At 43.4% G+C, this 23,476-nt stretch carries 19 protein-coding genes, 1 tRNA gene and 1 pseudogene; 13 read left to right on the top strand and 8 right to left on the bottom strand.

Annotated elements, in window-relative coordinates:
• Nucleotides 1-26 precede the first annotated feature (26 nt).
• Nucleotides 27-500 carry a ribonuclease E inhibitor RraB gene (locus AB2U10_RS16495; RefSeq protein WP_367915902.1) on the top strand — a complete coding sequence of 158 codons (474 nt, stop codon included), beginning with the start codon at nt 27-29 and terminating at the stop codon, nt 498-500.
• A 4-nt stretch (nt 501-504) separates the two neighbouring features.
• Here AB2U10_RS16495 and AB2U10_RS16490 read toward each other — a convergent pair whose 3' ends face one another.
• The 4 genes and pseudogenes from AB2U10_RS16490 to AB2U10_RS16475 form a co-directional block, all read right to left on the bottom strand.
• Nucleotides 505-960 carry an SRPBCC family protein gene (locus AB2U10_RS16490; RefSeq protein ID WP_367915903.1) on the bottom strand — a complete coding sequence of 152 codons (456 nt, stop codon included), beginning with the start codon at nt 958-960 and terminating at the stop codon, nt 505-507.
• A gap of 49 nt (nt 961-1,009) precedes the next feature.
• Entirely contained in the window at nt 1,010-1,501 is a 492-nt protein-coding gene (locus tag AB2U10_RS16485) for an SRPBCC family protein (RefSeq protein WP_367915904.1), read from the bottom strand.
• Between the two features lie 48 nt (nt 1,502-1,549).
• Nucleotides 1,550-1,957, bottom strand: a complete 408-nt coding sequence (locus AB2U10_RS16480) for a VOC family protein (RefSeq protein WP_367915905.1) — start codon at nt 1,955-1,957, stop codon at nt 1,550-1,552.
• 390 nt (nt 1,958-2,347) lie between these two features.
• A pseudogene (locus AB2U10_RS16475) lies at nt 2,348-2,431 on the bottom strand (XRE family transcriptional regulator); the annotation flags it as partial.
• 542 nt (nt 2,432-2,973) lie between these two features.
• Here AB2U10_RS16475 and AB2U10_RS16470 point away from each other — a divergent pair.
• From AB2U10_RS16470 to AB2U10_RS16445, 6 genes are all read left to right on the top strand, one after another.
• Nucleotides 2,974-3,648 carry a hypothetical protein gene (locus tag AB2U10_RS16470; protein WP_367915906.1) on the top strand — a complete coding sequence of 225 codons (675 nt, stop codon included), beginning with the start codon at nt 2,974-2,976 and terminating at the stop codon, nt 3,646-3,648.
• Nucleotides 3,649-3,757: 109 nt separating this feature from the next.
• Nucleotides 3,758-4,750 (top strand): hypothetical protein, encoded by a 993-nt coding sequence (locus AB2U10_RS16465; RefSeq protein WP_367915907.1) that lies wholly within the window; start codon nt 3,758-3,760, stop codon nt 4,748-4,750.
• A gap of 104 nt (nt 4,751-4,854) precedes the next feature.
• Nucleotides 4,855-5,424, top strand: a complete 570-nt coding sequence (locus AB2U10_RS16460; RefSeq protein WP_367915908.1) for a 3'-5' exonuclease — start codon at nt 4,855-4,857, stop codon at nt 5,422-5,424.
• A 57-nt stretch (nt 5,425-5,481) separates the two neighbouring features.
• On the top strand, nt 5,482-6,534 hold the full coding sequence (locus AB2U10_RS16455; RefSeq protein ID WP_367915909.1) for a BT4734/BF3469 family protein: 1,053 nt from the start codon (nt 5,482-5,484) through the stop codon (nt 6,532-6,534).
• A gap of 147 nt (nt 6,535-6,681) precedes the next feature.
• The gene (locus tag AB2U10_RS16450; protein ID WP_367915910.1) at nt 6,682-8,520 is read left to right on the top strand and encodes a reverse transcriptase domain-containing protein; all 1,839 of its coding nucleotides are present in this window, start codon (nt 6,682-6,684) and stop codon (nt 8,518-8,520) included.
• A gap of 138 nt (nt 8,521-8,658) precedes the next feature.
• The gene (locus AB2U10_RS16445) at nt 8,659-9,645 is read left to right on the top strand and encodes an HNH endonuclease signature motif containing protein (RefSeq protein WP_367915911.1); all 987 of its coding nucleotides are present in this window, start codon (nt 8,659-8,661) and stop codon (nt 9,643-9,645) included.
• Between the two features lie 295 nt (nt 9,646-9,940).
• Here the strand turns inward: AB2U10_RS16445 and AB2U10_RS16440 are convergent, their stop codons facing one another.
• Nucleotides 9,941-10,381, bottom strand: coding sequence for a Fic family protein (locus tag AB2U10_RS16440; RefSeq protein WP_367915912.1), 441 nt, complete (start codon nt 10,379-10,381; stop codon nt 9,941-9,943).
• Nucleotides 10,382-10,756: 375 nt separating this feature from the next.
• Nucleotides 10,757-12,049, bottom strand: a complete 1,293-nt coding sequence (locus tag AB2U10_RS16435; RefSeq protein ID WP_367915913.1) for a hypothetical protein — start codon at nt 12,047-12,049, stop codon at nt 10,757-10,759.
• A gap of 332 nt (nt 12,050-12,381) precedes the next feature.
• On the opposite strand from AB2U10_RS16435, the gene AB2U10_RS16430 reads away from it, so the two are divergent.
• Nucleotides 12,382-14,262 (top strand): tetratricopeptide repeat-containing sensor histidine kinase, encoded by a 1,881-nt coding sequence (locus tag AB2U10_RS16430; protein ID WP_367915914.1) that lies wholly within the window; start codon nt 12,382-12,384, stop codon nt 14,260-14,262.
• Nucleotides 14,259-14,879, top strand: coding sequence for a response regulator (locus tag AB2U10_RS16425; RefSeq protein ID WP_367915915.1), 621 nt, complete (start codon nt 14,259-14,261; stop codon nt 14,877-14,879). Before AB2U10_RS16430 ends, AB2U10_RS16425 begins: the two co-directional genes overlap by 4 nt.
• Nucleotides 14,880-14,977: 98 nt before the next feature.
• Here the strand turns inward: AB2U10_RS16425 and AB2U10_RS16420 are convergent.
• A tRNA-Leu gene (locus AB2U10_RS16420) sits at nt 14,978-15,061 on the bottom strand.
• Nucleotides 15,062-15,277: 216 nt separating this feature from the next.
• Nucleotides 15,278-16,522: an ABC transporter permease gene (locus AB2U10_RS16415; RefSeq protein ID WP_367915916.1), complete on the bottom strand. Its 1,245-nt coding sequence runs from the start codon at nt 16,520-16,522 to the stop codon at nt 15,278-15,280.
• A 112-nt stretch (nt 16,523-16,634) separates the two neighbouring features.
• Here AB2U10_RS16415 and AB2U10_RS16410 point away from each other — a divergent pair, with 112 nt between their 5' ends.
• The 4 genes from AB2U10_RS16410 to AB2U10_RS16395 all read left to right on the top strand — a co-directional run bounded on the left by AB2U10_RS16410 (nt 16,635) and on the right by AB2U10_RS16395 (nt 23,390).
• On the top strand, nt 16,635-17,897 hold the full coding sequence (locus AB2U10_RS16410; protein WP_367915917.1) for an asparagine synthetase B: 1,263 nt from the start codon (nt 16,635-16,637) through the stop codon (nt 17,895-17,897).
• A 114-nt stretch (nt 17,898-18,011) separates the two neighbouring features.
• The gene (locus AB2U10_RS16405; protein WP_367915918.1) at nt 18,012-19,481 is read left to right on the top strand and encodes a capsule assembly Wzi family protein; all 1,470 of its coding nucleotides are present in this window, start codon (nt 18,012-18,014) and stop codon (nt 19,479-19,481) included.
• Between the two features lie 209 nt (nt 19,482-19,690).
• The gene (gene lepA, locus AB2U10_RS16400; RefSeq protein ID WP_367915919.1) at nt 19,691-21,478 is read left to right on the top strand and encodes a translation elongation factor 4; all 1,788 of its coding nucleotides are present in this window, start codon (nt 19,691-19,693) and stop codon (nt 21,476-21,478) included.
• Nucleotides 21,479-21,785: 307 nt separating this feature from the next.
• Nucleotides 21,786-23,390, top strand: a complete 1,605-nt coding sequence (locus tag AB2U10_RS16395) for a dihydrolipoyl dehydrogenase family protein (RefSeq protein WP_367915920.1) — start codon at nt 21,786-21,788, stop codon at nt 23,388-23,390.
• The last annotated feature ends 86 nt before the right edge of the window (nt 23,391-23,476 follow it).

Genomic DNA, 23,476 nt, shown 5'->3' with positions numbered 1-23,476 from the left:
AGTAAGGATTATCGGAAGGTTTGAATATGTTAGCAAAGAGAAAAATACAAATAGCGGGGCTGGTATTCCTGGTGGCTACCCTCGTAGTTATCGTATTTCCTGACCTTATAAGGTCCGGATCTACTGATGGCCGGTTTGTTACCGAGGCGACGTTCAACAGCAACCTGGACAAGCAAATACAGATGATCCCCGGGATACTTGATCAGCTAAGAAAGGCAGATGTAACTCCGGACAAAGCACTGAAGCTGGAATACTTTTTCTACACAAACACTGCAGAAAAAGCAGAACGGCTGGCTGCCGAAATCGCAAAGCTGAACTACTCGGTTCGGCACGATGTCTCTGCCCGTGATCAAAACCTGTTTGTTGTGACCGGCTGGACCACTAAAATCGAAATGAAAGAAGAGGTCATCCAACAATGGACCCGCCAAATGTCTGAGTTGGGATATACCTTTGACTGCGAATTTGACGGTTGGGGAACGGATGCGGGGAGTGAGGATTAATTAGTTATTCGCAAATTTCTTTCAGTTTTTCCAATGCCATAGGGCAGGTGGTGTTGTAGTAATCAATAAAATCTTCGGTTACATCCACTTCTATGGTTACGGTGGTCATGCCGTTGTTTTCGTCGTACGTATAATTCTCGTGTCCGCCGGCCCATTTTTCAACTTCCGGGCCTGTGGTAATTTCCTCGTCTCCCAGAAGCAGGCCGTAATGACGAATGGAAACGAATTTATTTGGGATATTTTCTTCAATTTCCGAAACCATACCACCCCGTTTGCCGTCTTCGTCTATGCCCACGAAAAGTATTTTACTGCCTTTTTTCCAGGTACCTTCGTAGGTAGAAGTGGGGTTAAATGCTGCTGTCCAATATTCGTAATCTTTAATGTCATTAATGCCCAGCATGGCATTATAAACTTTTTCGGCGCCGGCCTTGATGCTGATGGTGTATTGTAATTTTTTCATTGTACCTGATGAGTTTAGAGTTTCTGGAAATTCTGTCCCTGGTCGCGTTTTATTTTAACAGCGTTTCAAGTTTTTGAAATGAGGCTGTCCAGCCGGTTTTCATTATCTCTTTCATTTCCGTAAAAGTTTGCCTTTCCTGTTGATTGGCATTTCCAAAGATTTCCCATTTTACTTTTACTTTCGTTGCATTTTCTTCTTCCGAAAAACGGACGGTTGTCAATAAATAGTCGGGATAAGTAGCAGAGAACGGTGCTTTGATAAAATTCCCGTCTTTATCACAAAAGTTCTGCGTATAAATTAGAAGGTCGTCCGGTCGGATAGTTTTGAAATTGATTTGCCCGAATTTTGTCAGTCCGTCGGGTGTGGTCATTGTCCAGAGTGAAGTTTCGCCTTCCACAACGGTTGCGGTAATAAACGTCATTTCTGCTCCGTCAGGTCCTAACCAACTTGAAAAACGGCCAGGATTTGCCCACATCTCAAATGCGGTTTTCTTATCCGTTCTGAAGGTGTAACTAATTTCAAAAGTTTCGTCCTGATTCATATTTTTCGTTTCTTTTTGGTTTTCGTTACACGATATGTTTTGTCGTAATTACTCCGCCGGAAGTTTCGTCATATCCATGTAAAAAATCTCCCAGGTATGCCCGTCAAAATCTTCAATGGTTCTTTGCTGCATAAACCCGTAATCCCGCATCTCATTGGGTTCTATGCCTCCGGCATTCAGTCCGCCAGCCATGATATTATTCATTTCATCCACGCTGTTTACCGATAACGAGAAAAGTCCTGCAATATTCGTTTTTGTGTCAGCAATGGGCTTGGCGGTAAAGTCTGAAAATTTTTTGTGCGTCAGCAGCATCACAAATATGCTGTCGCTCCAAACCATACATTTTCCGGCATCGTCCGAAAATTGCGGATTGTTAGTGAAACCCAACGCCGTATAAAAGTCCATCGATTTTTGCAAATTGGTTACGGCGAGATTGATAAAAATTTGTTTGGTCATGATGCTGGTTATTTGATTTTTGTTCCGACTCCGGCTTTGAAATATTCCTGTAAAAGGCAAGAGTAGTCCGGAGGCAGGAAATGTATTTTGCAAAGATATTTCATTAAATGGGCTTTTCGGCAGGGGAAAGTAGTCAGCTTTAAGGGGGATTTAAGACAGATTGTTAACCTGGAATGAGTCCGGTAAGTCTTTTCCGTTGGGTGTATGGAGAGGGATAATACGAAAATTTCAATTTCCTGATCTGAGTATTCCTCATTCAGAGGTTTTTGATTACCTGATTTAGGGTGTTAAATTTGGTGTATAAGTAATTCTGAATCAGGTTTTTGAATCCCGGTACCTGCTATGAATACGCATATTTCTCCTTAATCGACTGCTCCATCCGCGCCATCATTTCATCTCTAATAAAGAGATCTTTTGTTGATTCCAGTCTTGGCCCGACTCAAATGCCAGGCTGTCCTGCTTAATGCCGAGCATTTTCCGGAATCATTTTATATTCCGGTCTTATTGGATGTTTTTAGTAGTGTTTGTTATATCATTTTTCAATAGGTTTGTTCACCGGAGGGCTTTAAGGTGATATTTCTAAAGAGTGCTTCAGCTTTACCCCCAATACCCGGTCCTGAAAATTACTTTTAATGGTAAACGAAAGTAGAGAGATTTTGAAGAAATGGGGAAGGGATGTGGAGTGAAATAGGTGATTTTTTATCTGGGATTCAGAAGGGGAAGGATTTGGACTTTTATAGGTAGGTATAAGTAATATGGTTTGCCGTAATTGCTCTCAATATAAAGGGAATTACCAGACAGTAAATTTTTGTATAAATATTGCAATTTTATAATTGTATTTTCATATTATTGTAATGAAAAATGAATAAACCATTATAATCTGCATGTTTGAGCTTAATCTAACTTTTGTGTTTTATCACTTAACGTTCGTTTCACGAGTGCATTGTACACTCTTATAAATTAGCCCAATTCAAGTCGGCAAATAACTAAATACCTCAAAAATAAGCTTACTACAGATGAAAAAATTATCTATCAAAGATATTATTGAATTTAGAAGAAAGTCTGACAAAAGTAAAAAAACTTTTGCTGCAAATATGCAGATGGAAAAGGAAAAGACTTCATCGGATGGTGGTGGAGATTATTGGATAAGTTCAATTAGTGCAATAAGTAAAAGTTTTAAGTTAAATGATAAAAAGTTTATCGATGAGAGACGTGAGGAGTTAGAACAGAAGTATGATAAAACAGACTTCCAAAGGACGAAAACAATGTATAAAAGGAATATTGATATTTTATACATCTTTGAGGATTTCGACTTTGCTAAGTTAAAACCTGAAAAATTTAACTTCTTGAAAAAGAACAAAAAGGACTCCATTTTACTCATTAAGGGCCTAGATTTTAAAGTAACTCCAAGTCATCTTTTTACTTATTCAAGTGAGGAAATAGACGAAATTGGTGCAATCTGGTTTGTCGCTAAATTAGATGGTTTTAGGGAAGAAGAACTTGGAATGTTTGCAGATATTCTTTATAGATATTTAAAAATTCATTACTCGAAAGACTATACAATAAGCCCAAAGTATTGTATTGCAGTGGATGTCGTCAATAAGTTTAGTATAACGTACCAACAATTAGAAATTGGTGAAATCGATAATATTTTTCTTAGGACCGTTGACGAGTTGAAAAAACTAATGTAGAAAACAAGTCGAGCAGGGTTTAACATATGAGGAGAATTGTAAATATTGATTATACGAGTTTAATTATTTGTGTAATGTCCTTTTGTAGTAGTAAATATGAGCAACTGATATGATTCTTAAAAGAACTGAAAATCAAAAAACAACATACAATGTTCTCGATCTTTTGGGCGCTAACGAAGTCGCTTTATCTAAGGCGTTTGCGTTTTTACTTGCTAGTGATAGGGATTGTTATTTTCACTTTTTGCGTTTCTTAGGTATTTCTGTGAAAAGCACATTAAAAAATTATCAATCCGCTTCAATAGAAATTGAAAAAAAGAGAAAGGAAGGCAGAACTGATATAGAGTTTTTTCACAATAGCAAGTATCATGTTATTACAGAGTGTAAGATTAGCAATGGAAAAGCCATAAAGCAAAGAACACAGTATCTCTCAGCATTTGATAAACCAGTTCAAACAAAGATTCTGTGTATTTTAACTCAGGAAAGAGATACTAATAAACAAATTGAAAAGGATATAATTGTTAAAAATACTAGCTGGCTGGAAATAATTGAATTATTTAATAAGAAAGAATTAGTTCAAAAAGAAATCGTTTCGGACTTTTTGAAGTTTGCAACAAAAAACTATAAAATGAAGGAGTTAAAAGAAATACTAATACAAGATTTGAAGGATCAGAATGAGATTCGCAGATTTAAAGAATTTGGAATATATAGGAGAGGCCAAACGTTTGGAACCCCGATTTACTTTGCGCCATATTTCAATCGTGGCTCAGGCGAGATTGAGGGAATCACTAAGCTCTCAAAAATACTTGGAACTTTAACGTTTAAACCAGAAGATATTGAAAATTTTCGTTCAGATTTAGAAAGTTTTGCTCCAAATAAAGAAACTGTCGATAGATGGATGGAAGGAATTGGGTTAGGCAATGATAATAAAGAATCTATTTACAGCTATTACTTTTTAGACGAGCCATTAACCTTCAAAACACCTTTAAAAAAGGATGGTGGCAGGGAAAAGGGGCGAGGTAAAGATTGGATTGCCGCTATGATTCCACCTAATAGATGTGTTTCATTTGCGGATTTTATTAAACATATTCCAGAATTGATGTAAGTGGTAAGAGTATTTTACTTTGATGAATTAAGTCTAAATTCCAACGAACTCGGGGAAAGTTGCATATTATTAAATTATAATGAAGGAACAGATAAGAATCAAATATGTATCTATTTTTTGACACGGAAACGACAGGTTTACCAAGAAACTGGAAAGCTCCTGTTAGTGATCTTAACAATTGGCCTAGACTTATTCAACTTGCTTACTTGTATTACGATATTAATGGGAATAAGATTTCAAGTGGCGATTATATTATTAGACCAGATGGATTTACAATACCTGTAGAGGCTTCTCGAATACACGGAATATCAACTGAAATGGCACTTAGAGAAGGGAAACCATTAGTGGATATTTTACATCAATTTCAACTTATAGTGGGGCAAGCTAGCTACCTTGTCGCTCATAACATGTCTTTTGATGAAAAAATAATCGGAGCAGAGTTTTTAAGAAATGAAATGCCAAATATTATCCAGTCAAAAAGTAGAATATGCACAATGGAAAATACAACTGATTTTTGCGCATTAAATGGACCTTATGGTTATAAATGGCCAAAATTATCTGAACTACATTACAAACTTTTTGGGAAAGATTTTAAAGAGGCGCACAATGCTGCAGTAGATATTACTATAACTGCAAAATGTTTTTGGGAGCTTAAGCGGAGAAATTTAATGTAATCCTTAGTTGATTCAAAAAGTGGTTAGGAAAGGGTTAAAATGGCTTAACATTATTTAATGGAAAAAGACAATACTTCAGTAACATCAATTAAGGAGGATATTCTTAATAAAAGAACTTCTTTTCAGATTAACACATGGGCTCCTTTTTCGAAGGAAATGACTATTAATGAGGTATTGTTGGAAATACAGTCAAATAAATATAAAGATCAAGTTTTAAACCTGCGGAACTTATTACAAGACGATAAAAGAGATGAATATTCCAGTCATAAAAGAAATCTTGCAGCAGTAACCTTTTGTGGAACATTTGAAGGCGAAAGAAAAAGAAATAAAATAAAAAGCTACAATTCGATAATTGTTTTAGATGTCGACAAATTGGATAAGTTGGAATTAGAGAGAACGAAAGAGTGTCTACTAAGTGAACCGATTGTGTTTTCTTTTTGGGAGTCACCATCTAAGGAAGGCGTAAAGGGATTAGTGCCAATTCTCTACAATTTTGAATTAGGGAATTATGATTTAGATAAAGTTCATAGAGGAGCCTTTCAAAAACTAGCAATCTATTTTAAAGAGAAACATAGTATTGAATTGGACAATAGTGGAAGTGATACAACCAGACTTTGTTTTTTTTCATATGATCCATCAATTGTTATCAAATCAGAAGCAATTCAATTTGAAATAACAGAATTAGATTTAGTAGTATCCACTGATTCAAAAGAGCAAAAAAGAATTAAGGTAGTAAAATTTGCTAATAATAGGGACGCACTTTACAACCCATCTAACAGAAATAGTTCGATGGATAGAAAAACAATGAACTCAATTATTAAATATTTAAGTAAAAGGAAGTTTTCGATTACAAATTCTTACGAAGAATGGTATAAAGTTGCGATGGGAATTGCCAACTCATTTACATATGAAGTCGGAGAAAGTTATTTTCTAAAACTGAGTTCATTAGATGGAATAAAGTATAATGAAGTAAATTGTAAAAACTTTTTAGAAAACTGTTATGCATCAAGAAATGGAACTATAAATTTTAGTTCTATAGTTTATCTTGCAAACAGTAAGGGCTATCTAACAAAAAAACAGAGGGACAGGGGTACCGAGGCGGTGGATTAAAATCTATCGTAAGTTTCACCCTCAAAAACGGATTTTCACTTGCCAGAGGGCTTAAATGTAGTGAAATACTCATGTCAGTATCTTTGCCAGAATGCAGCCAATAGGCTGACACACTAGGAACCCCGCCCCTCTGTTCTTTTAATAGGAATGGAAGCTTTTGAAACATATTTCTCAAGTGATGCAATAGTTTCATATTTATGTAAACTAAGGGCAAAGGTTGCGAGTAGTCGTAATAAGAGACATCTTATACATTTATTAACAGATTCTCCAAAATTCAATTATCACTTAAAAGATGCAGAGAAATATTTGGAAATAGAAGATGATAAGGCAAATGGATTTATTAAATATGAAAATCAGTTTTTAAGTCAATTAAACAAACTTTTTCCCCCTAGAAAAAAATGGATAGTGCTTGGTAGTGAATCAAGGGTAAATAAGCTTAATCAGCCAATTTCAGCAACAGACAGGAACTACCATTCATTAATTAAAACAGTAAAATCTTATAGAAAAAAGTCGCCAAATGAGCCATGGCTTATATCTTTAGATGAATTTGTAAAAGATATTCAGTTATCTATTTCATCGGGAACTTATAAAATTGATGTTCCAACCATTTATCCAAAGCTGAAGAATAAAAAACGACAAAATTGTGTGAATGAATGCCGTCCAATATGTTTGTTTAATCTTAAAGATAGAATTATTCTTAGTATAACAAATAAGTATCTTACAAGACTTTTTGATCGATATTTTGAAGACTGTTCCTATGCTTTTCGCTCAAAGAAAAACAAAACAGGAATTGCAACACTAACACACCATGACTGTATTAAAGATATCCTTGAATATAAAGAAAAATATTTAAATACTCCTTTATGGGTTGTCGAATGTGATATGGAGAAGTTTTACGATACAGTTAATCATAAAACTGCAAAGGTTCTTTACAATGAATTAATACAAAAGTCTGCAAATACATATCCCATGCTTGACTTTAGTAAACCATCTCATATTTTCTATCAATTTCTTGAATGTTATGCATTTAATAAAAATGTGCCACTATCCGAAGATATTGAGTATTGGGAAAAATATAATATTCCAAAAGGTAATTTTAAATGGGTATCGGAGCAATTCAAAGAACTTGGGTATTATGAGAATATAGAGGATGAAAGAATTGGAATCCCACAAGGAGGTGCTTTATCAGGGTTAATTGCGAATATTATTTTAAATGTTGCAGATAAAGGGGTATTGCAATCTGGAGCCTTTTATATGAGATTCTGTGACGATATGATAATACTGCATCCGGATAAAGCAACTTGTGAAGCGGCCAAAGAGATATATGTTGGTATTTTGAAGGGGTTAAAGCTGGTTCCTCATGATTTTGTCGAAAACCTCCTACTAATAAAAGCAAGAGAAAAGAATAAAAGGGAAAGTAAGAAATTAGGAGAGTTAACTTATGCACCCTTTTGGGAAAAGAAATCAAAAGGTCCTTACAAATGGGATTCAATAAAGGAAGGTGGTTTTCCCTGGATTGGATTTGTAGGTTATGAATTGCACTATGATGGACATATTCGAGTTAGAAAGAAATCCTTTTTGAAAGAATGTAATAAACAAAGAGAAGTGATTGAAGAAATTAGACAGGCGGTACGCTATGGGGTAAGGAAAAGTAGTGGTTCTATTGGGGAATCTGCTATTCATAGGTTAGTAGGGATGTCTGTTGGCCGTGTAAGTCTAAAGAATTATAATACTGTTACCAATGACTTATGCTGGAAAAATGGATTTAAAGAATTAAAATTAAATAAGTATTCAGTAGAGCAGATCAAGCATTTAGATAGAAGCAGGAATAAACTATATTATCAACTTGTAAAAGAATTAAAGAGTATTGAGGAAGCTAAAGGAAATAAAATGAAACCCAATTCAAGGCAAATAGTTCATTTTAACAAGCCTTTTAGCTATTATTATCAAATTTTAGAAAGGAAAAATAAGGAAGAAGAAGGTTGAAACTGTTAGATAAACGGAATGAAAGTAACGGTTAAAAAGCACTATCAAAACGCCTCAAAAGATAAAGTCAGAGGGTAATAATGTAGAAGACAATTGAAAGAGTAACGAATAAGGCTAAATCTGAATTGAAGGAGTATAATGGTGGTTGATATAAGCGATTATGAATTAGAAGCTGAATGCATTTATAAGGATGAACATTACTCCGTTCGGGATAATGGAGCAATACTACGATATCCTCGTAAGGGGAAACGACCAAGACCAACTGATAATCAATGGACTTTTGGCAAACCGAACACTAAAACAGGATATATGGAAATTGCTTCGGTTAGTATTCACAGAATAGTTGCAACTGCATTCCATGGAGAACCACCAACGAGAGAATATGTTATTGATCATATAGATACAAATAAACGTAATAACAGACCCGAGAATCTTAGGTGGGTTACAAGATTGGAAAACGTTTTGCTTAATCCTATCACTGTAAAACGAATTGAATTAGTTTGTGGATGTAACGTTGAAGAATTTCTTGCTGATCCCTCAAAATTTTACAGTAAGTTTCAAGAGCCAAATTACAAGTGGATGTGTACAGTCAGCATTCAAGAAGCACAAGAGAGCAAAGTAAGATTATTGGCTTGGGCAAAAAGTGATAAACTTCCTTTTGGAGGTTCTTTAGGTGAATGGATATACAAACGCAGTTTTTCAAACAGGTACGTTGATGTAGTTTCAGAGTTGACATCTTCTCTTACCTCAAATGCCCTTCAAAAAGATTGGAAAACCCCAGCTGAATTTCCTTGTTGTCCACAAGAAAATTCAGATATACCAATTGTAACATATTTGGAAAGTCTTAAAGTAGGAGAAGTATTTTCAAAAAATCAATATTCAAGTTCAATTATTGTAGATTTTGCATTTTCGAAGGATAAGGATATTTTGTGGGTTATGTGTAGAAATAGTAATGATAATGCAACAAAACCTTACACTTTGGCTCAAGTAACCTATGAAAAGCACCTGTTTGTTCACACAAATCTTGGAAGCTTTTTTAAAAAAGACGGTGCAGAAAAACAATTTACCCTTGTGCAGGGGTTAGAATGGGCTGGTGGAGATACTTTTGACGATTTAATCAGTTAAGAATACATATGAATAGTACTACTATGTCCCTTTCATAACTACAAAAAAGAGCTGCAATCGGCAGGTCTCTATACCCCCCGAACCTATATCGAACTGTTTTCCAAAGGATTTAGAAAAAAATATTTTTTCACTTGAAAATTGCTGTTTATGTTAGTGCTCAGATTTTGAATGTCCAGTATCAAAATGATCAGGAAGGCCCTCATGGCTGATACCGCTCCGTATTAAATTTCTGGAATCCTTCTGAAATTCCGGTGAGCCTGATCCCGAATTAAGTGCGGTTAACGAACTGCCAAGCCTACTCAAACCCTATCTCAAAATATTTCAGAACAGCCTTATAGTTATCCTGAGCAGTAAGACACGTATCTAAAAGATATTCTTTTATATGCGTCCACTCTTGTAAACCCCGGTAATAAAAAAGTTTTAGATCGGCATCTATAATAAAAGGCACCGTATGGTTTGCAAGACATTCTTTGAACATAATCAATCTGCCGACGCGACCGTTTCCGTCCTGAAAAGGGTGAATTATTTCAAATTGATAATGAAAGTCTATAATATCTTCAAAAGTCTTTTTTTCAATGGTGCGATAATGGGAAAGTAATTCTTTCATTTTTGCGGCCACGGCGGCAGGCGGACAAGTTTCATTACCGCCCACTTCGTTAGGCAGCTTTTTGTATTCTCCCACATTAAACCAGTCTTTTTGGCTATCGGATGTTCCTGACTTCAGGAGAAAATGCAATTCTTTAATAAATCATTCCGTCAGTTTGGATGTTGCTTTGTCAATGATTAAATCAATACATCGGAAGTGATTGGTAGTTTCTATAATATCATCCACATTTATACTTTCTTTGGAAGCTCCAACGATATTGGTTTCGAAAATATACCGGGTTTGATCATGGGTTAACCGGCACAATAATTCCGGGCGGTTCTTTCCGGAATATTCCATTTTCTGGCAAACTCACTTACTGAAATATAGTGCATTATTATTGATCATATTTGCCGGTAACGGGATAGCCTTTATCGGCTCCATCGGTGTAGTTGGCCCTTCCGGGAATCTCCCTGACTGATTTCCCATCTGCAGGTGCTGCCCTACCGGCATTGACGAAACTTTAAATCACGGAATCATTTTCTTCAACCCGTCTATATCAAAATTTTTTACGAAATTGTTGAAGAGCCTTTCGGTAGCTCTGCTGTCTTTGCCGGTTTCATAACGGAATTGTATTTCCATAAAGAGGGGTTGGGTGGGCTGGCCGTTAGGGGCGGTAAAATAGGCAGGGTTTAAAACATACAGGGCAGACAGGTATTCTTCTTCAGCATCATAAAACTTTCCCAGGTTTTCCAGTCGCTTATAGGCGTCGTAGGTTCGGTTGTTATTCTCCACCACGGCCGGCTTCTGCAGCCACTCCGGCTTTTGGGTGGCCAGCAGGTCTTTCAGTTTTGCTTTTTTGGCTTCATAAATTTTGGGGTAGGCATTTTTATCCTGCTCCAGCAAGGCCATTTTCTTTTTGGCCCAATCCGCCGTTTCATTCGCACACTCCTTCACCATTTTGGCGTGGTTATACAGGAAGTTGGCTTTTTCTATTTCGAGGTATTCCAGCATGTCTTCCAGGTATTGTTTCCTGCTAACGGGAATCAATAACGGAACGCCCGGTTTGGTGATGAGGTAATGCCGGTCTACCCAGGTATATGAATCGGAACCACGCTTGTCATATTGGCTTCCGCTCATCCAGTTTTCCACATACCCCTCGCCATTAATGATTTTCAGGAAATCGGCGTGCTTGTTTTTATAGTCAGTGGAGCGGTTGGCGAGCATATCCGATTCTGAAATGTACTGCGAAACGTTGCTGGGATTATTTTTCCTGTCTTTTTCAAAACCGGGCCCTTCTTTTGCTTCTACCGGTATCTCGTAACGGATCTGCCCGTTGATGGTAAATTCGCCTGTACCCCCGGCTTGGGTTCCCGTAGCAATGAAGGGGTTGATATCTACCCGGAAAACCGTTCTGTATTCATCTACTATTTTAGGCACATGTTCGGTAACATGGCAGACATACTGGTAAACACCCAGCTGATAACCGTACCTTGCGTAAACATGTTTCCCGTAATTACTGTTACCCCATCTTGCAAAGCTTACCCGGGCGGCACATCCCGTAAGCTTAAAATCTTTCCGGCTCGCTTCCTCCAGTTGTTCAATGGCAATGAGCCTTTTCATCATGGCATCTCTTTCCCGGGCAGTGCCCTTTAAATTGACAGGTCCGTATTTTGGATTGGTATGGTCGGTATAAATTCCGTCTGCCGCATCCGCCGTTTCATTGCAGGGTACCTGCGGCGCAACTATTTTTCCTTTGTTTTGGGCCGTTCCATTTTGAAAGCACAGCAGCATAGCTAAACCCGCGATAGATGTCTTCATTTTGATACTAATAAATGGGGATGAATTTATTTTCCAGATACTCCTGGGCCCTGTACCGGACCTGCACCGGTATTCAGGCTGATGCTTCCTTTCCTGCCGGCACCTGCACCCTTATCATTTGATACTGCAAATGTAGCCGGGGCCACTTATGCGAGTCAATCCCGTAAAAAGGTGATTTTTGAAAAGCGGATAAGAAATCATTAAAAAAGACGATAGGAAATATCCTTTCAGCAGTCGTTATTTGCGATAGCAGCAAAGAAATAATTTACAGTATGCGAAAAGGGATATTGATTTTATTTTCAGTATTAATTTCCATCTTTTGCCGGGCACAGGTGGAAATTAAAAGAGACAGCCTGTTGAGCCTGCTGGCAGGAGCGAAGGATGATTCCACCCGCATTTCGCTGCTGTTGAAGGTGAGCGATCTTTATTCTACGGGAAATTTTGACAGCTCTTTTCTCTATATGAATAAAGCTGCAAAGCTGGCGCAGGAGAAAGGCATAACCGCTTGCGATCAGTATATCAATACCGCCTTTATGCAATACTATTATTATAATAACGATTACAAAAGCTCGATAGACTATGCATTAAAGAACCTGGCGATTGCCGGAAAATCCGGTGATGACAAGCTTCTGGCCAAAACCTATAATAACCTGGCCGCCGTTTACAATCATTTTGGAAACTATAAATCGGCTATTGACTATTCTTTAAAATGCCTGGCCCTGTCGGAAAAAACGAAAGACAGTACAAGTTTCCCTATTCGTAATCTTACGGCGTCTAACACGTACTACAACCTGAAGCAGTACGATAAAGCCATATTTTACGCCAAAAGAGCTATTGAATTCGGGAAGCAGTTCCGTAATCCATTTGCTGTAATGATGGGGCTCAATAATATGGCCGCTTCCTATTCAGATCAGCACAAAATGGATACAGCCATTCAAATATACGGGGAACAACTGGCCCTTGCCCAAAAAGAAGAAGATCTTGTGGTCACCTGCTATGCACTGATTAACCTGTGTCAAAATTATTTTTCGGTGAATAACCCGGCGGCCGTTGAAAAATATGCTGTGATGCTGAATAAAGCAGCTGTAGGTTTACCCGATAAAACCACCCGGGTGGAAATAGGAAATGTAAATGCCTTGCGCTATATACTAAGAAAAGAATATTCACTCGCAAAGGCGGAATTAGACAGCGGTATTGCTCTTGCCAAAAAGGAAAATGCCGATGCTTTGGGAAATCTGTACCAAACGTATTCAAAATTATACTTTATACAAAACAGGATAAGGGAAGCGGAGGACTACGCCTATAAGTACGACTCGCTGCAAAGCATTGCCAACATAAAAGAGTTGAATTTTTACATAGAGGATTTAGAGGCTAAATATGAAACGGAAAAAAAAGAAGACCAGATCAGGCTGCAGCAGACAGAATTAAGGCAGAAAAGTAACTTTATTTATTTTCTGGCGGCAGGTGTGGTTTCTTTGGTGGTGATTTCTTTGCTGATTTACAGGAATTACCGTCATCGCCAAAAGCTGCAGCAGGCCAAGATTGATGAGCTGGAAACGGAAAAAAAGCTTACTGCCACCGAAGCCGTTTTGAAAGGGGAAGAACAGGAACGTACGAGGCTTGCCAAAGATCTCCACGACGGTCTTGGGGGTATGCTCAGCGGCATAAAATTTTCCCTGAACAATATGAAGGAAAATTTAATCATGACGCCCGATAACGCTCAGGCCTTTGAACGCAGCATGGATATGCTGGACAGTTCTATCCGGGAAATGCGCCGTGTTGCGCATAACATGATGCCCGAAATGCTGGTGAAATATGGATTAGACGCTGCTTTGAAAGAATTTTGCAATGAAATTGACCGCAGCGGTGCCATACATGCAAGTTATCAGTCGGTAGGCATGAAAGACATGCCCGTTGACCCAACCATCAGCGTTACGGTTTACCGCATTATCCAGGAGCTGGTGAATAATGCGGTTAAACATGCACAGGCCAAAAATGTGCTGGTACAATTGCATCAGTCGGAATCGGAAAAAGTATTGGCTGTTACAGTGGAAGACGACGGAATTGGTTTTGATGCAAGCACGTTAAAAAGCTCGGGGGGCATGGGCTGGGAGAGCATTCAGAACCGGGTAGAGTTTCTGAAAGGCAGGTTGGATGTGCAATCCGGACCGGGCAGGGGTTCTTCGGTAATGATAGAAATTAATAGGGTATGAAGACAGGAATTTTCATCGTAGACGATCATTATATGGTCATTGAAGGTATCCGTTCATTATTGCAAAATGAAACAGGCATCGAATGGCTTGGCCATGCCACCAATGCGGCATCCTGCCTGGGTTTTCTGAAGCTTCAGCAGCCGGATGTTATACTCATGGATGTGAACCTGCCGGATAAAAGTGGCACAGAGCTGTGCAAAGAAATAAAGCAGCTATATCCTTCTGTTTTGGTGCTGGGGCTCAGCACATTTAACCAGCAGGCCATTATCGAAAATATGATACAGAACGGGGCATCAGGGTACCTGCTGAAAAACGCCACCAAAAAAGAAATAATGGAAGCCATCTCCCTGGTACAAAAAGGCAGATCATACTTCAGTGCAGAAGCTGCCCAGTCATTGAAAAAACCGCATGAACAGCAGCCGCTGATTACCCGGAGAGAGAAAGAAGTGTTGCAATTGATTGCCGAAGGCTTGACCAATGCGGAAGTATCGGAAAAACTTTTTATCAGTGTCTCCACGGTAAATACGCATCGCAAAAGTCTGCTGGAAAAATTTGAGGTGAAGAACACCGCCACGCTTATTGGTAAAGCCATAAAGATGGGGTTGATACAAACATAGAGGTAAGTGCCGGAGTCATACAACACAACCCGGAAAGGGTCATATATCAGACATGTACCATAAAAAAACGGAACTTCATTGCTGGAGTTCCGTTTTCGTACCCGGGGCCGGGATCGAACCGGCACGAGTTTAACCTCATTGGTGTTTGAGACCAACGCGTCTACCAATTCCGCCACCCGGGCGTCGCGTTTGGGAATGCAAAAGTAGAGCGGGAACCTTTAGATAACAAATTTTCGGACGTTTTTTTGTTGGGTTACCCCTCGTCTTCGCTCAGGGTGACAATGCCACCGCCATCGAATCCATAACGATTCCATCCACACCTAACCATTATCAATTATCCATTGTTAATTGTCCATTGTCAATTGTCCATTGTCAATTGTCCATTGTCAACTGTCCATTTATTCATACCGCAACGACTCAATCGGGTCCATCTTCGACGCCTTGTACGCCGGGTAGTAGCCGGAGATCAGGCCCACAATGATACATACGATCAGCCCCATGAAGATCCAGTTCCACGGCACGGTGAACGAGCCCTCGCCCTGCGACATCATATAAGACACCACGTTGCCGGCCGATATGCCCAGGATCACCCCGGCAATACCGCCGATGGCACAGATCACCACCGCCTCCATCAGGAACTGGAAGCGGATCTTGCCGGGTGTGGCGCCCAGCGCCTTCCGGATGCCAATCTCGCGCGTACGCTCCGTGACCGATACCATCATGATGTTCATCAGCGCGATAGACGCGCCCAGCAGCGTGATAAACGAGATGCCGAAGCCGCCGATGCGCATGTAGCCTGTAACGGTATTGAATTCGCCCAGCAGGGCATCTGCCCGCTCTACTTCAAAAGAATCTTTTTCGTAGGGCCTGTCGCCCCGCACCAGCCGCATGATAGACGTACCTTCTGCCATCACTTCGTCGAGGTCAGTGGCATCGGGCACCGAGGTGGTGACCGTGTAGCCGAAGGTGCCTTCCGTATCGTAGTTTCGGGCTACTTCCAGCGGGATGAGCGCCAGGCGGTCGTCGTTACCGCCCGTCATGCTGCCCTTTTTATCCAGTACGCCCACTATAGTGTAGCGGTCGTTCAGGAAGAGGATATCCTGGCCTACCGGCTTGCCGCCTGGGAAAAATTTTTCAGCAATGTCAAAGCCGATCACCACTACCTTGCTGCCGTAGTTGCGGTCGGTTTCGGTGATGTTCCGTCCTTCAAGAATCTTGTACCCTTTCAGGCTGAGGTAGTTTTCATCGGCCCCCATGACCGAGTTGTTAGGGTTCGACTTTTCGTTCTGGTATTTGATGACCTCTGCCCCCGAAACCGTGGTGTAGATGGTAATAATGGCTGACTCCGAACGGGAGAAACGATCGCGGTATTCCACGGCTTCCCGGAAAGAAATGGGCTTGACGGGCTTCTCTGCCCGGCCTCCCATGCGGCGGGAAGAGTTGCTGCGGGAGTTCATGTCAAACGAGTTGATGCCCATGCCTTCAAAGCTCTTGTCTATGGCGCCCTGCATGCTTTCAATAGCGGTCAGAATGCCCACCAGGGCCATGATGCCGAAGGTGATGATGGCACTGGTCAGAATGCTTCTCAGGAGGTTGGAATTGATGGATCGGAGGCCTTCGAGTATGTTTTCTTTGATGTTCATAAATGAAATTCCCTTTAATGGAATTAACTTTGGAGGTGCATCACCGCAATATCCGGTGGTGATCTCAGTTATTAATGCAAAGTTCAGAAGCCCGATGGTAAATAACAAGCACTTGAAACGAGCCATTTTACCGCTTATCATATTTTTAGGCCTTTTCGGGAGGGCGTCGGCCAACCAGCTGATGATCCCGATGGACGATACCCAGACCAACCACCTGAAAGCCTATGGAGTGGCTTTCTGGGTGCTGAAGAAGTATGAGACGGAAATCGACTGGCTGCTGAATTACCGCGGCGGCAGTTTCCTGATGCCGTTTTCGCAGAATTTTGTCAACGAATGCGTGATCCGGGGCGTAAGCTACGAGATCATTTCCGATGCCGACGCCAGCAATGTGCTGGCCACAGTGCGCGATCCGAATGCCAATATGGACGCCGTGAAGCTGCAGAAAGCTCCCAAAATAGCCGTATATACGCCTAAAAGCGCTATGCCCTGGGACGACGCCGTGACGCTGGCCCTGACGTACGCCGAGATTTCCTTTGATAAGGTTTACGACGACGAGGTGCTGGAAGGCAAGCTGCCCGAATACGACTGGCTGCACCTGCACCACGAAGATTTTACAGGACAATTCGGGAAGTTTATTGTGCATGCCCAGCGGAAATGGTTCCAGGATCAGAAACAGGAGCTGGAAGGAATAGCCCGAAAGCACGGCTTTCAGAAGGTGTCGCAGCTGAGGGCTGCGGTAGCCAAAAAAATATGGGATTTTGTGTACGGCGGCGGCTATATGTTTGCCATGTGCAATGCCACCGATACGTTTGAGATTGCTATGGCCGCCCAGGGCGTTGATATTGTAGACCGGGTATACGACGGCGACGGCATGGACCCCAAAGCCGATGAAAAGCTGAATTATGACGTAACCTTTGCGTTTAAAGACTTCAAGCTGGTCAAAGATCCGTATGAAGTGGAGTTTTCCAGCATTGACCACCGCCAGGAACAGCGCGGCGTGGTGGAAGGAAACGACTTCTTCAACCTTTTCGAGTTTTCTGCCAAATATGACCCGGTGCCCACCATGCTCACCCAGAACCACCAGAGCGTGATTAAAGGGTTTATGGGCCAAACCACGGCCTTCCGCAAGCCGTTTATCAAATCAGAAGTGGTGATCCTGGCAGAGAACCGCGAGCTGGGCGAGGCCCGGTACATCCACGGTACGGCCGGCAAAGGCTTCTGGACGTACTACGGCGGCCACGACCCGGAAGATTACCAGCATTTTGTAGACGAAGAGCCCACCGATCTGAACCTGCACCCCAACTCGGCAGGCTACCGGCTCATTCTGAACAATGTGCTGTTCCCGGCAGCGAAAAAGAAAAAAATGAAGACATAAGGCTCCGGCTATGCTGAAAACCGGTAAGCAGCACCTGCACGCTTCCGCTTGCTTTGTTTTGAAATAATTCAGGAAGGGCGGAGGCATTGGCTTGAAATTTGAGCTGCCTCTTGTGTGAATATCCGAATTGTACTTATCCTCGCTCTGCTTTTATCATCCGGGGCAGCCAGGGCTCAGTCTGGTCGTACGGTGACCTATACGGCTGAGTTCGGAGGCCTTTATTCGCTCAATAACCGGGCCCCCTTCTGGGTTCGGAGCAACCAGTTCGGTATGGTGCCCGATTCGGGCAATACGTTTTTTTTCAGGCACAGCCTGTATACAAAAGAAGATACCTCAGCCCGCCGGTGGAAGCTGCAGGCCGGAATAGAAATGGTGACCATGGTGGGGGAGGAGACCCGGCTTCTGCTGCCCGAAGCTTTTATTACGGCCCGCAGGGGTAAAGTTCAGCTGCTGGCCGGCCGGAAAAAGCAGGTGCACGGTTTTACCGACACCACCCTCAGCAGCGGCTCCATGACCTGGTCGGGAAACGCGCTCCCGCTGCCGGGCATAGAGATCTCCCTGCCCGATTACGTGAATTTCATGAACGGATTCCTGGGCATAAAAGGCCATTTTGCCCACGCCTGGTTCGGCAACCAGACCTATGTCAGGAATTACTACCTTCATCAGAAGTCGCTCTATGCCCGCCTGGGACGCCCCGGGGGGCGGGTTAAATTATACGGGGGAATTCTGCACCACGTGCAATGGGGCGGCGAGCCGAAATACCCGGTGCCGGATGACCGCTGGCTGACCATCAATGAACGTTTTGCCTCAGGCTGGAACGTGTACCGCGACGTGGTCTTTCCCTTTCATAACCCGCCGCGCGATTCCGCTAAAATAGCTTCTTTTGATTTTGAAAACCGGTACGGCAACCACCTCGGACAGATCGATATCGGCGGCGAGCTGAATACGGGAAGCTACCGCTGGCTTTTTTATAAGCAACTGCCCTTTGAAACCGGGCAGACTTTCAGCAGCCTGGGCAACCTCGACGACGGCGTGTACGGCGTTTCGCTGGCCAACCGGAAGCCGGAGGGCTGGTTCCGGCGCATGGTGGTAGAGTTTATTCATACCACCAACCAGGGCATGTACCGTTCGGGCCTGCTGAAGCTGCTGGGCTATACCGGCCGGCATTACGGCCGTAACCAGAACTTTTACTTCAGCCATTCGCAGTATGTAGACGGGTGGTCGTACGAGGGCAAGACCATCGGGTCTCCCTTCCTGATCCCGAACCCGGAGATCCGCGATGAAAAGTCTATCGAGGCCAGCAATTTCTTCGCCAATAACAACAATATTAAAGCCGGTTACCTGGGTCTGATGACGCAGCTTTCAGGAGTACAGATGGAAACCCGGGTTTCGTTCAGCAAAAATTTCGGCTCCAGCGCCAATGTGCTGCCCGAAACGGCCGATCAGCTTTCCTTTGTCCATAAGATGACCCTCCCTCTGCCGCAGCAGGGCGGTTTTATCCAGCTGAATGTGGGCATTGATCACGGCGACCTGATCCGCGATAATTACGGAGTGATGATTTCCTGGAAGAAGGTATGGGAGTGAATTTTTCACAAACTACCACCGATAGGTACAGTTTTTTTTTAGCCAGGAAGACCCCGTGCCCTCTCTTTTAAGTCCCTGCTTCCCGGCAAACAGCCAATCTGTGTCAATCTGCGTGATCTGTTAGAGAAATCTATTTTAAAAACGAGCCGTGCATAATCCACGTTTATATGCTATTTTTGCGGATTGATTACTCTTTATCACCGCATTTTGTGAAGAACATACGGAACTTTTGTATTATAGCCCACATTGATCACGGCAAAAGCACGCTGGCTGACCGCCTCCTGGAATTTACGGGAACGGTATCTGCCCGCGACATGCAGGCACAGCTGCTCGACAATATGGACCTGGAAAGAGAGCGCGGCATCACCATTAAAAGCCACGCTATCCAGATGAATTATACCTTCGGGGGAGAGCAGTACACCCTGAACCTGATCGATACCCCGGGGCACGTGGATTTCAGCTACGAAGTATCGCGCTCCATTGCCGCCTGTGAAGGGGCGCTCCTGATTGTGGATGCCGCGCAGGGTATTGAAGCCCAGACCATCAGCAACCTTTTCCTGGCCCTGGAATATGACCTGGAGATCATCCCGGTGATCAATAAAATCGACCTGCCCGGCGCTATGATCGAAGAGGTAAAAGACCAGATCGTGGACCTGATCGGCATTGATTCCGATAAAATTGTGCTGGCCAGCGCCAAAGAGGGTATCGGTATCACCGACATCCTGGAGGCGGTGGTTAACCGGGTGCCGGCGCCGAAAGGTGATCCCGCAGCTCCGCTGCAGGGACTGATCTTTGACTCGGTGTTCAATTCCTACCGGGGCATAGAGGTTATTTTCCGGGTGAAGAACGGCAGTATCCGGAAGGGAGACAAGGTGAAATTTATTGCTACGGGCAAAGAATATATTGCTGATGAGATCGGTAGCCTGAAGCTGAAGAAGCAGCCGAAAGACGTAATTGAATGTGGGGATGTAGGCTACCTGATTTCCGGGATAAAAGTGGCCAAAGAAGTGAAGGTGGGCGATACCATCACCCACACCGAGCGGCCCTCGCTTGAGCCGATCAAAGGCTTTGAAGAGGTAAAACCCATGGTTTTTGCCGGTATTTACCCGGTAGAGACCACTGACTTTGAAGAGCTGCGCGACTCGATGGACAAGCTGCAGCTGAACGATGCCTCGCTGGTATGGGAGCCGGAAACTTCGGCGGCCCTGGGCTTCGGTTTTCGTTGCGGTTTCCTCGGAATGCTCCACATGGAGATCATCCAGGAGCGTCTTGAGCGCGAATTCGACATGACGGTGATCACCACCGTGCCTTCGGTAAAATTCATTGTAAATACCAAGCGGAAGGAGGTGATTCATGTATCGGCGCCCAGTGAAATGCCCGATCCCAACGTGATCGAGTCCATTGAAGAACCCTTCATCAATGCGCAGATCATTACGGCATCAGAATATGTGGGGGCCATTATGAAGCTCTGCATGGATAAGCGGGGCGTGGTGAAAAACCAGGTGTACCTGACGGCCACCCGGGTGGAGCTGACCTTCGATATGCCGCTTTCAGAAGTGGTTTTTGACTTCTTTGATAAGCTGAAGTCCATTTCACGCGGCTATGCGTCGCTTGATTACACGCTGATCGGCTACCGGGCCTCTAACCTGGTCAAGCTGGACGTGCTGCTGAACGGTGATCCGGTGGATGCGCTTTCGGCCATTGTTCACCGCGATAAAGCCTACGACTGGGGCAAAAAGCTGTGTGAAAAGCTGAAAGAGCTGTTGCCGCGCCAGCAGTTTGAAATTGCCATACAGGCGGCCATAGGGGCCAAGATAATTGCCCGTGAGACCGTTAAGGCCATCCGGAAAGACGTAACGGCCAAATGTTACGGCGGAGATATCAGCCGGAAGCGTAAGCTGCTCGAAAAACAGAAGAAAGGGAAGAAACGTATGCGCCAGATCGGGTCGGTAGAAGTGCCGCAGGAGGCGTTTATGGCGGTATTAAAAATAAATTAATTCCGTCAGTCCCGTAGGGACTCAACATCTCCAGCGCCTGGACGAAGCCTGTATTAAAAAATAAATTAATCCCGCCAGTCCCGTAGGGACTCAACACTTTCAGCCCCTGGACGAAGTCCGGGGCATTCGGGAATAAATGGACCAGCAATGTACGTAACCGGCAATCCATACCCCCGATACGATCCGGTAATAAACCGGATCCGGTGTTTTTTGAAAAATTAAATATCAAAAATAGGGCGTTCCCTGAATTGATTTGTATTTTTGAACCTTAGTAGTAACATACAGAATAAATATAGAACGAACAGATATGGCAGAAGTAATCAGAATGCCCAAAATGAGCGATACCATGACGGAAGGAGTGATCGCCGCATGGAACGTGAAAGTTGGGGATGTAGTGAAATCAGGTGATATTCTGGCTGAAGTAGAGACGGACAAGGCCACCATGGATATGGAATCGTACTACGATGGTACCGTGTTGTACATCGGGGTGGAAAAAGGTCAGGCCGTACCTATTGACGCCGTAATTGCTGTTATCGGCAAGCCCGGTGAAGATTACCAGTCGCTCCTGGGCGGCAGTGCTGCCCCTGCCAAAACTGAAGCTGCAGCGCCTGCGGAGGAAGCTCCGGCCAGCGCTCCGGCGGTAGATACTTCTAATATCAAAGCGGCGGTGATCCAGATGCCGCTTCTGAGCGATACCATGACCGAAGGGGTGATCCACAAATGGTTAAAGCAGGTAGGTGACACCGTAAAATCAGGTGATCTGCTGGCGGAAGTGGAGACCGACAAGGCCACCATGGAGATCGAGGCATACGAAGACGGCACCCTGCTGTATGTAGGTGTAAAAGAAGGAGAAGCCGCCCCGGTGAACTCGGTAATAGCAGTGATCGGTGAAAAAGGTGCCGATTACGAAACCCTGCTGAAAGCCTATGCGGGTGGTCAGCCGGCCGCGGAGAAAAAAGAAGCAGCCGCTGCTCCTGAAGCCGCTCCGAAAGCCGAAGCCGCTCCTGCCAAAGCAGAAGAGCCTGCAGCTGCTTCTACGGGAGGCAGAATCCTGGCTTCACCGCTGGCGAAAAGCATAGCCAAAGAAAAAGGAATCGATATAGCGAAGGTAAAAGGAACCGGTGAGGGTGGCAGGATCATCAAATCGGATGTAGACAACTATGTTCCTTCAGCCGGGCCGGCAGCCCAGGGCGGAACCGTTATTGCACCTTCTATTGTAGGGCAGGAAAGCTTTGAGGAAATTCCGCTGACCCAGATGCGCAAGGCCATTGCCCGCAGCCTGGCAGAATCGCAAAGCACCGCCGTGGCATTCAGCGTGAACATGGAGATCAACATGGATAACGCCATCAAGGCCCGTGCCGTGATGAACGAGGCGTCGCCGGTGAAAATATCGTTTAACGACATGGTATTGAAAGCCTGCGGAGTAGCGCTGAAAAAGCACCCGGCGGTTAATTCGTCGTGGAGAGGAGATCACATCCGGAAAAACAACCATATTCACATCGGTATGGCTGTGGCTGTAGAAGCCGGCCTGGTGGTACCTGTGATTCGTTTTGCCGATGCCCTGCCGCTGTCTGCGCTGGCAGCCACAACCAAAGAGCTGGGCGGGAAAGCCAAGAGCGGCAAGCTTCAGCCGGCCGACTGGGAAGGCAACACCTTTACTGTAAGTAACCTGGGCATGTTTGGGGTAGACTCGTTCAACTCTATCATCAATAACCCGAAAAACGAATCGTGTATCCTTTCCGTAGGCGGCATTAAAGAGACGGTAGCCGTTAAAAACGGGCAGTTTTATGCCACCAATATCATGAAAGTTACCCTTACCTGTGACCACCGCGTGGTAGACGGAGCTTTGGGTGCGGCGTTCCTGGTGACCCTGAAAGAGCTGCTGGAAGAACCGTATAAGTTACTGGTGTAAAATAATTATAGCTGGTTCCCGGCTTGCCGGGAACCAGCTACAATATACCACCGGAACCCATATCGTTCAATACTTAATCAACACAA

The organism is Leadbetterella sp. DM7 (assembly GCF_040829825.2).
Lineage (GTDB): Bacteria > Bacteroidota > Bacteroidia > Cytophagales > Spirosomataceae > Leadbetterella.
Note: the sequence above shows the minus strand (reverse complement) of the source record. Positions and strands in the feature narration are given on the sequence as shown.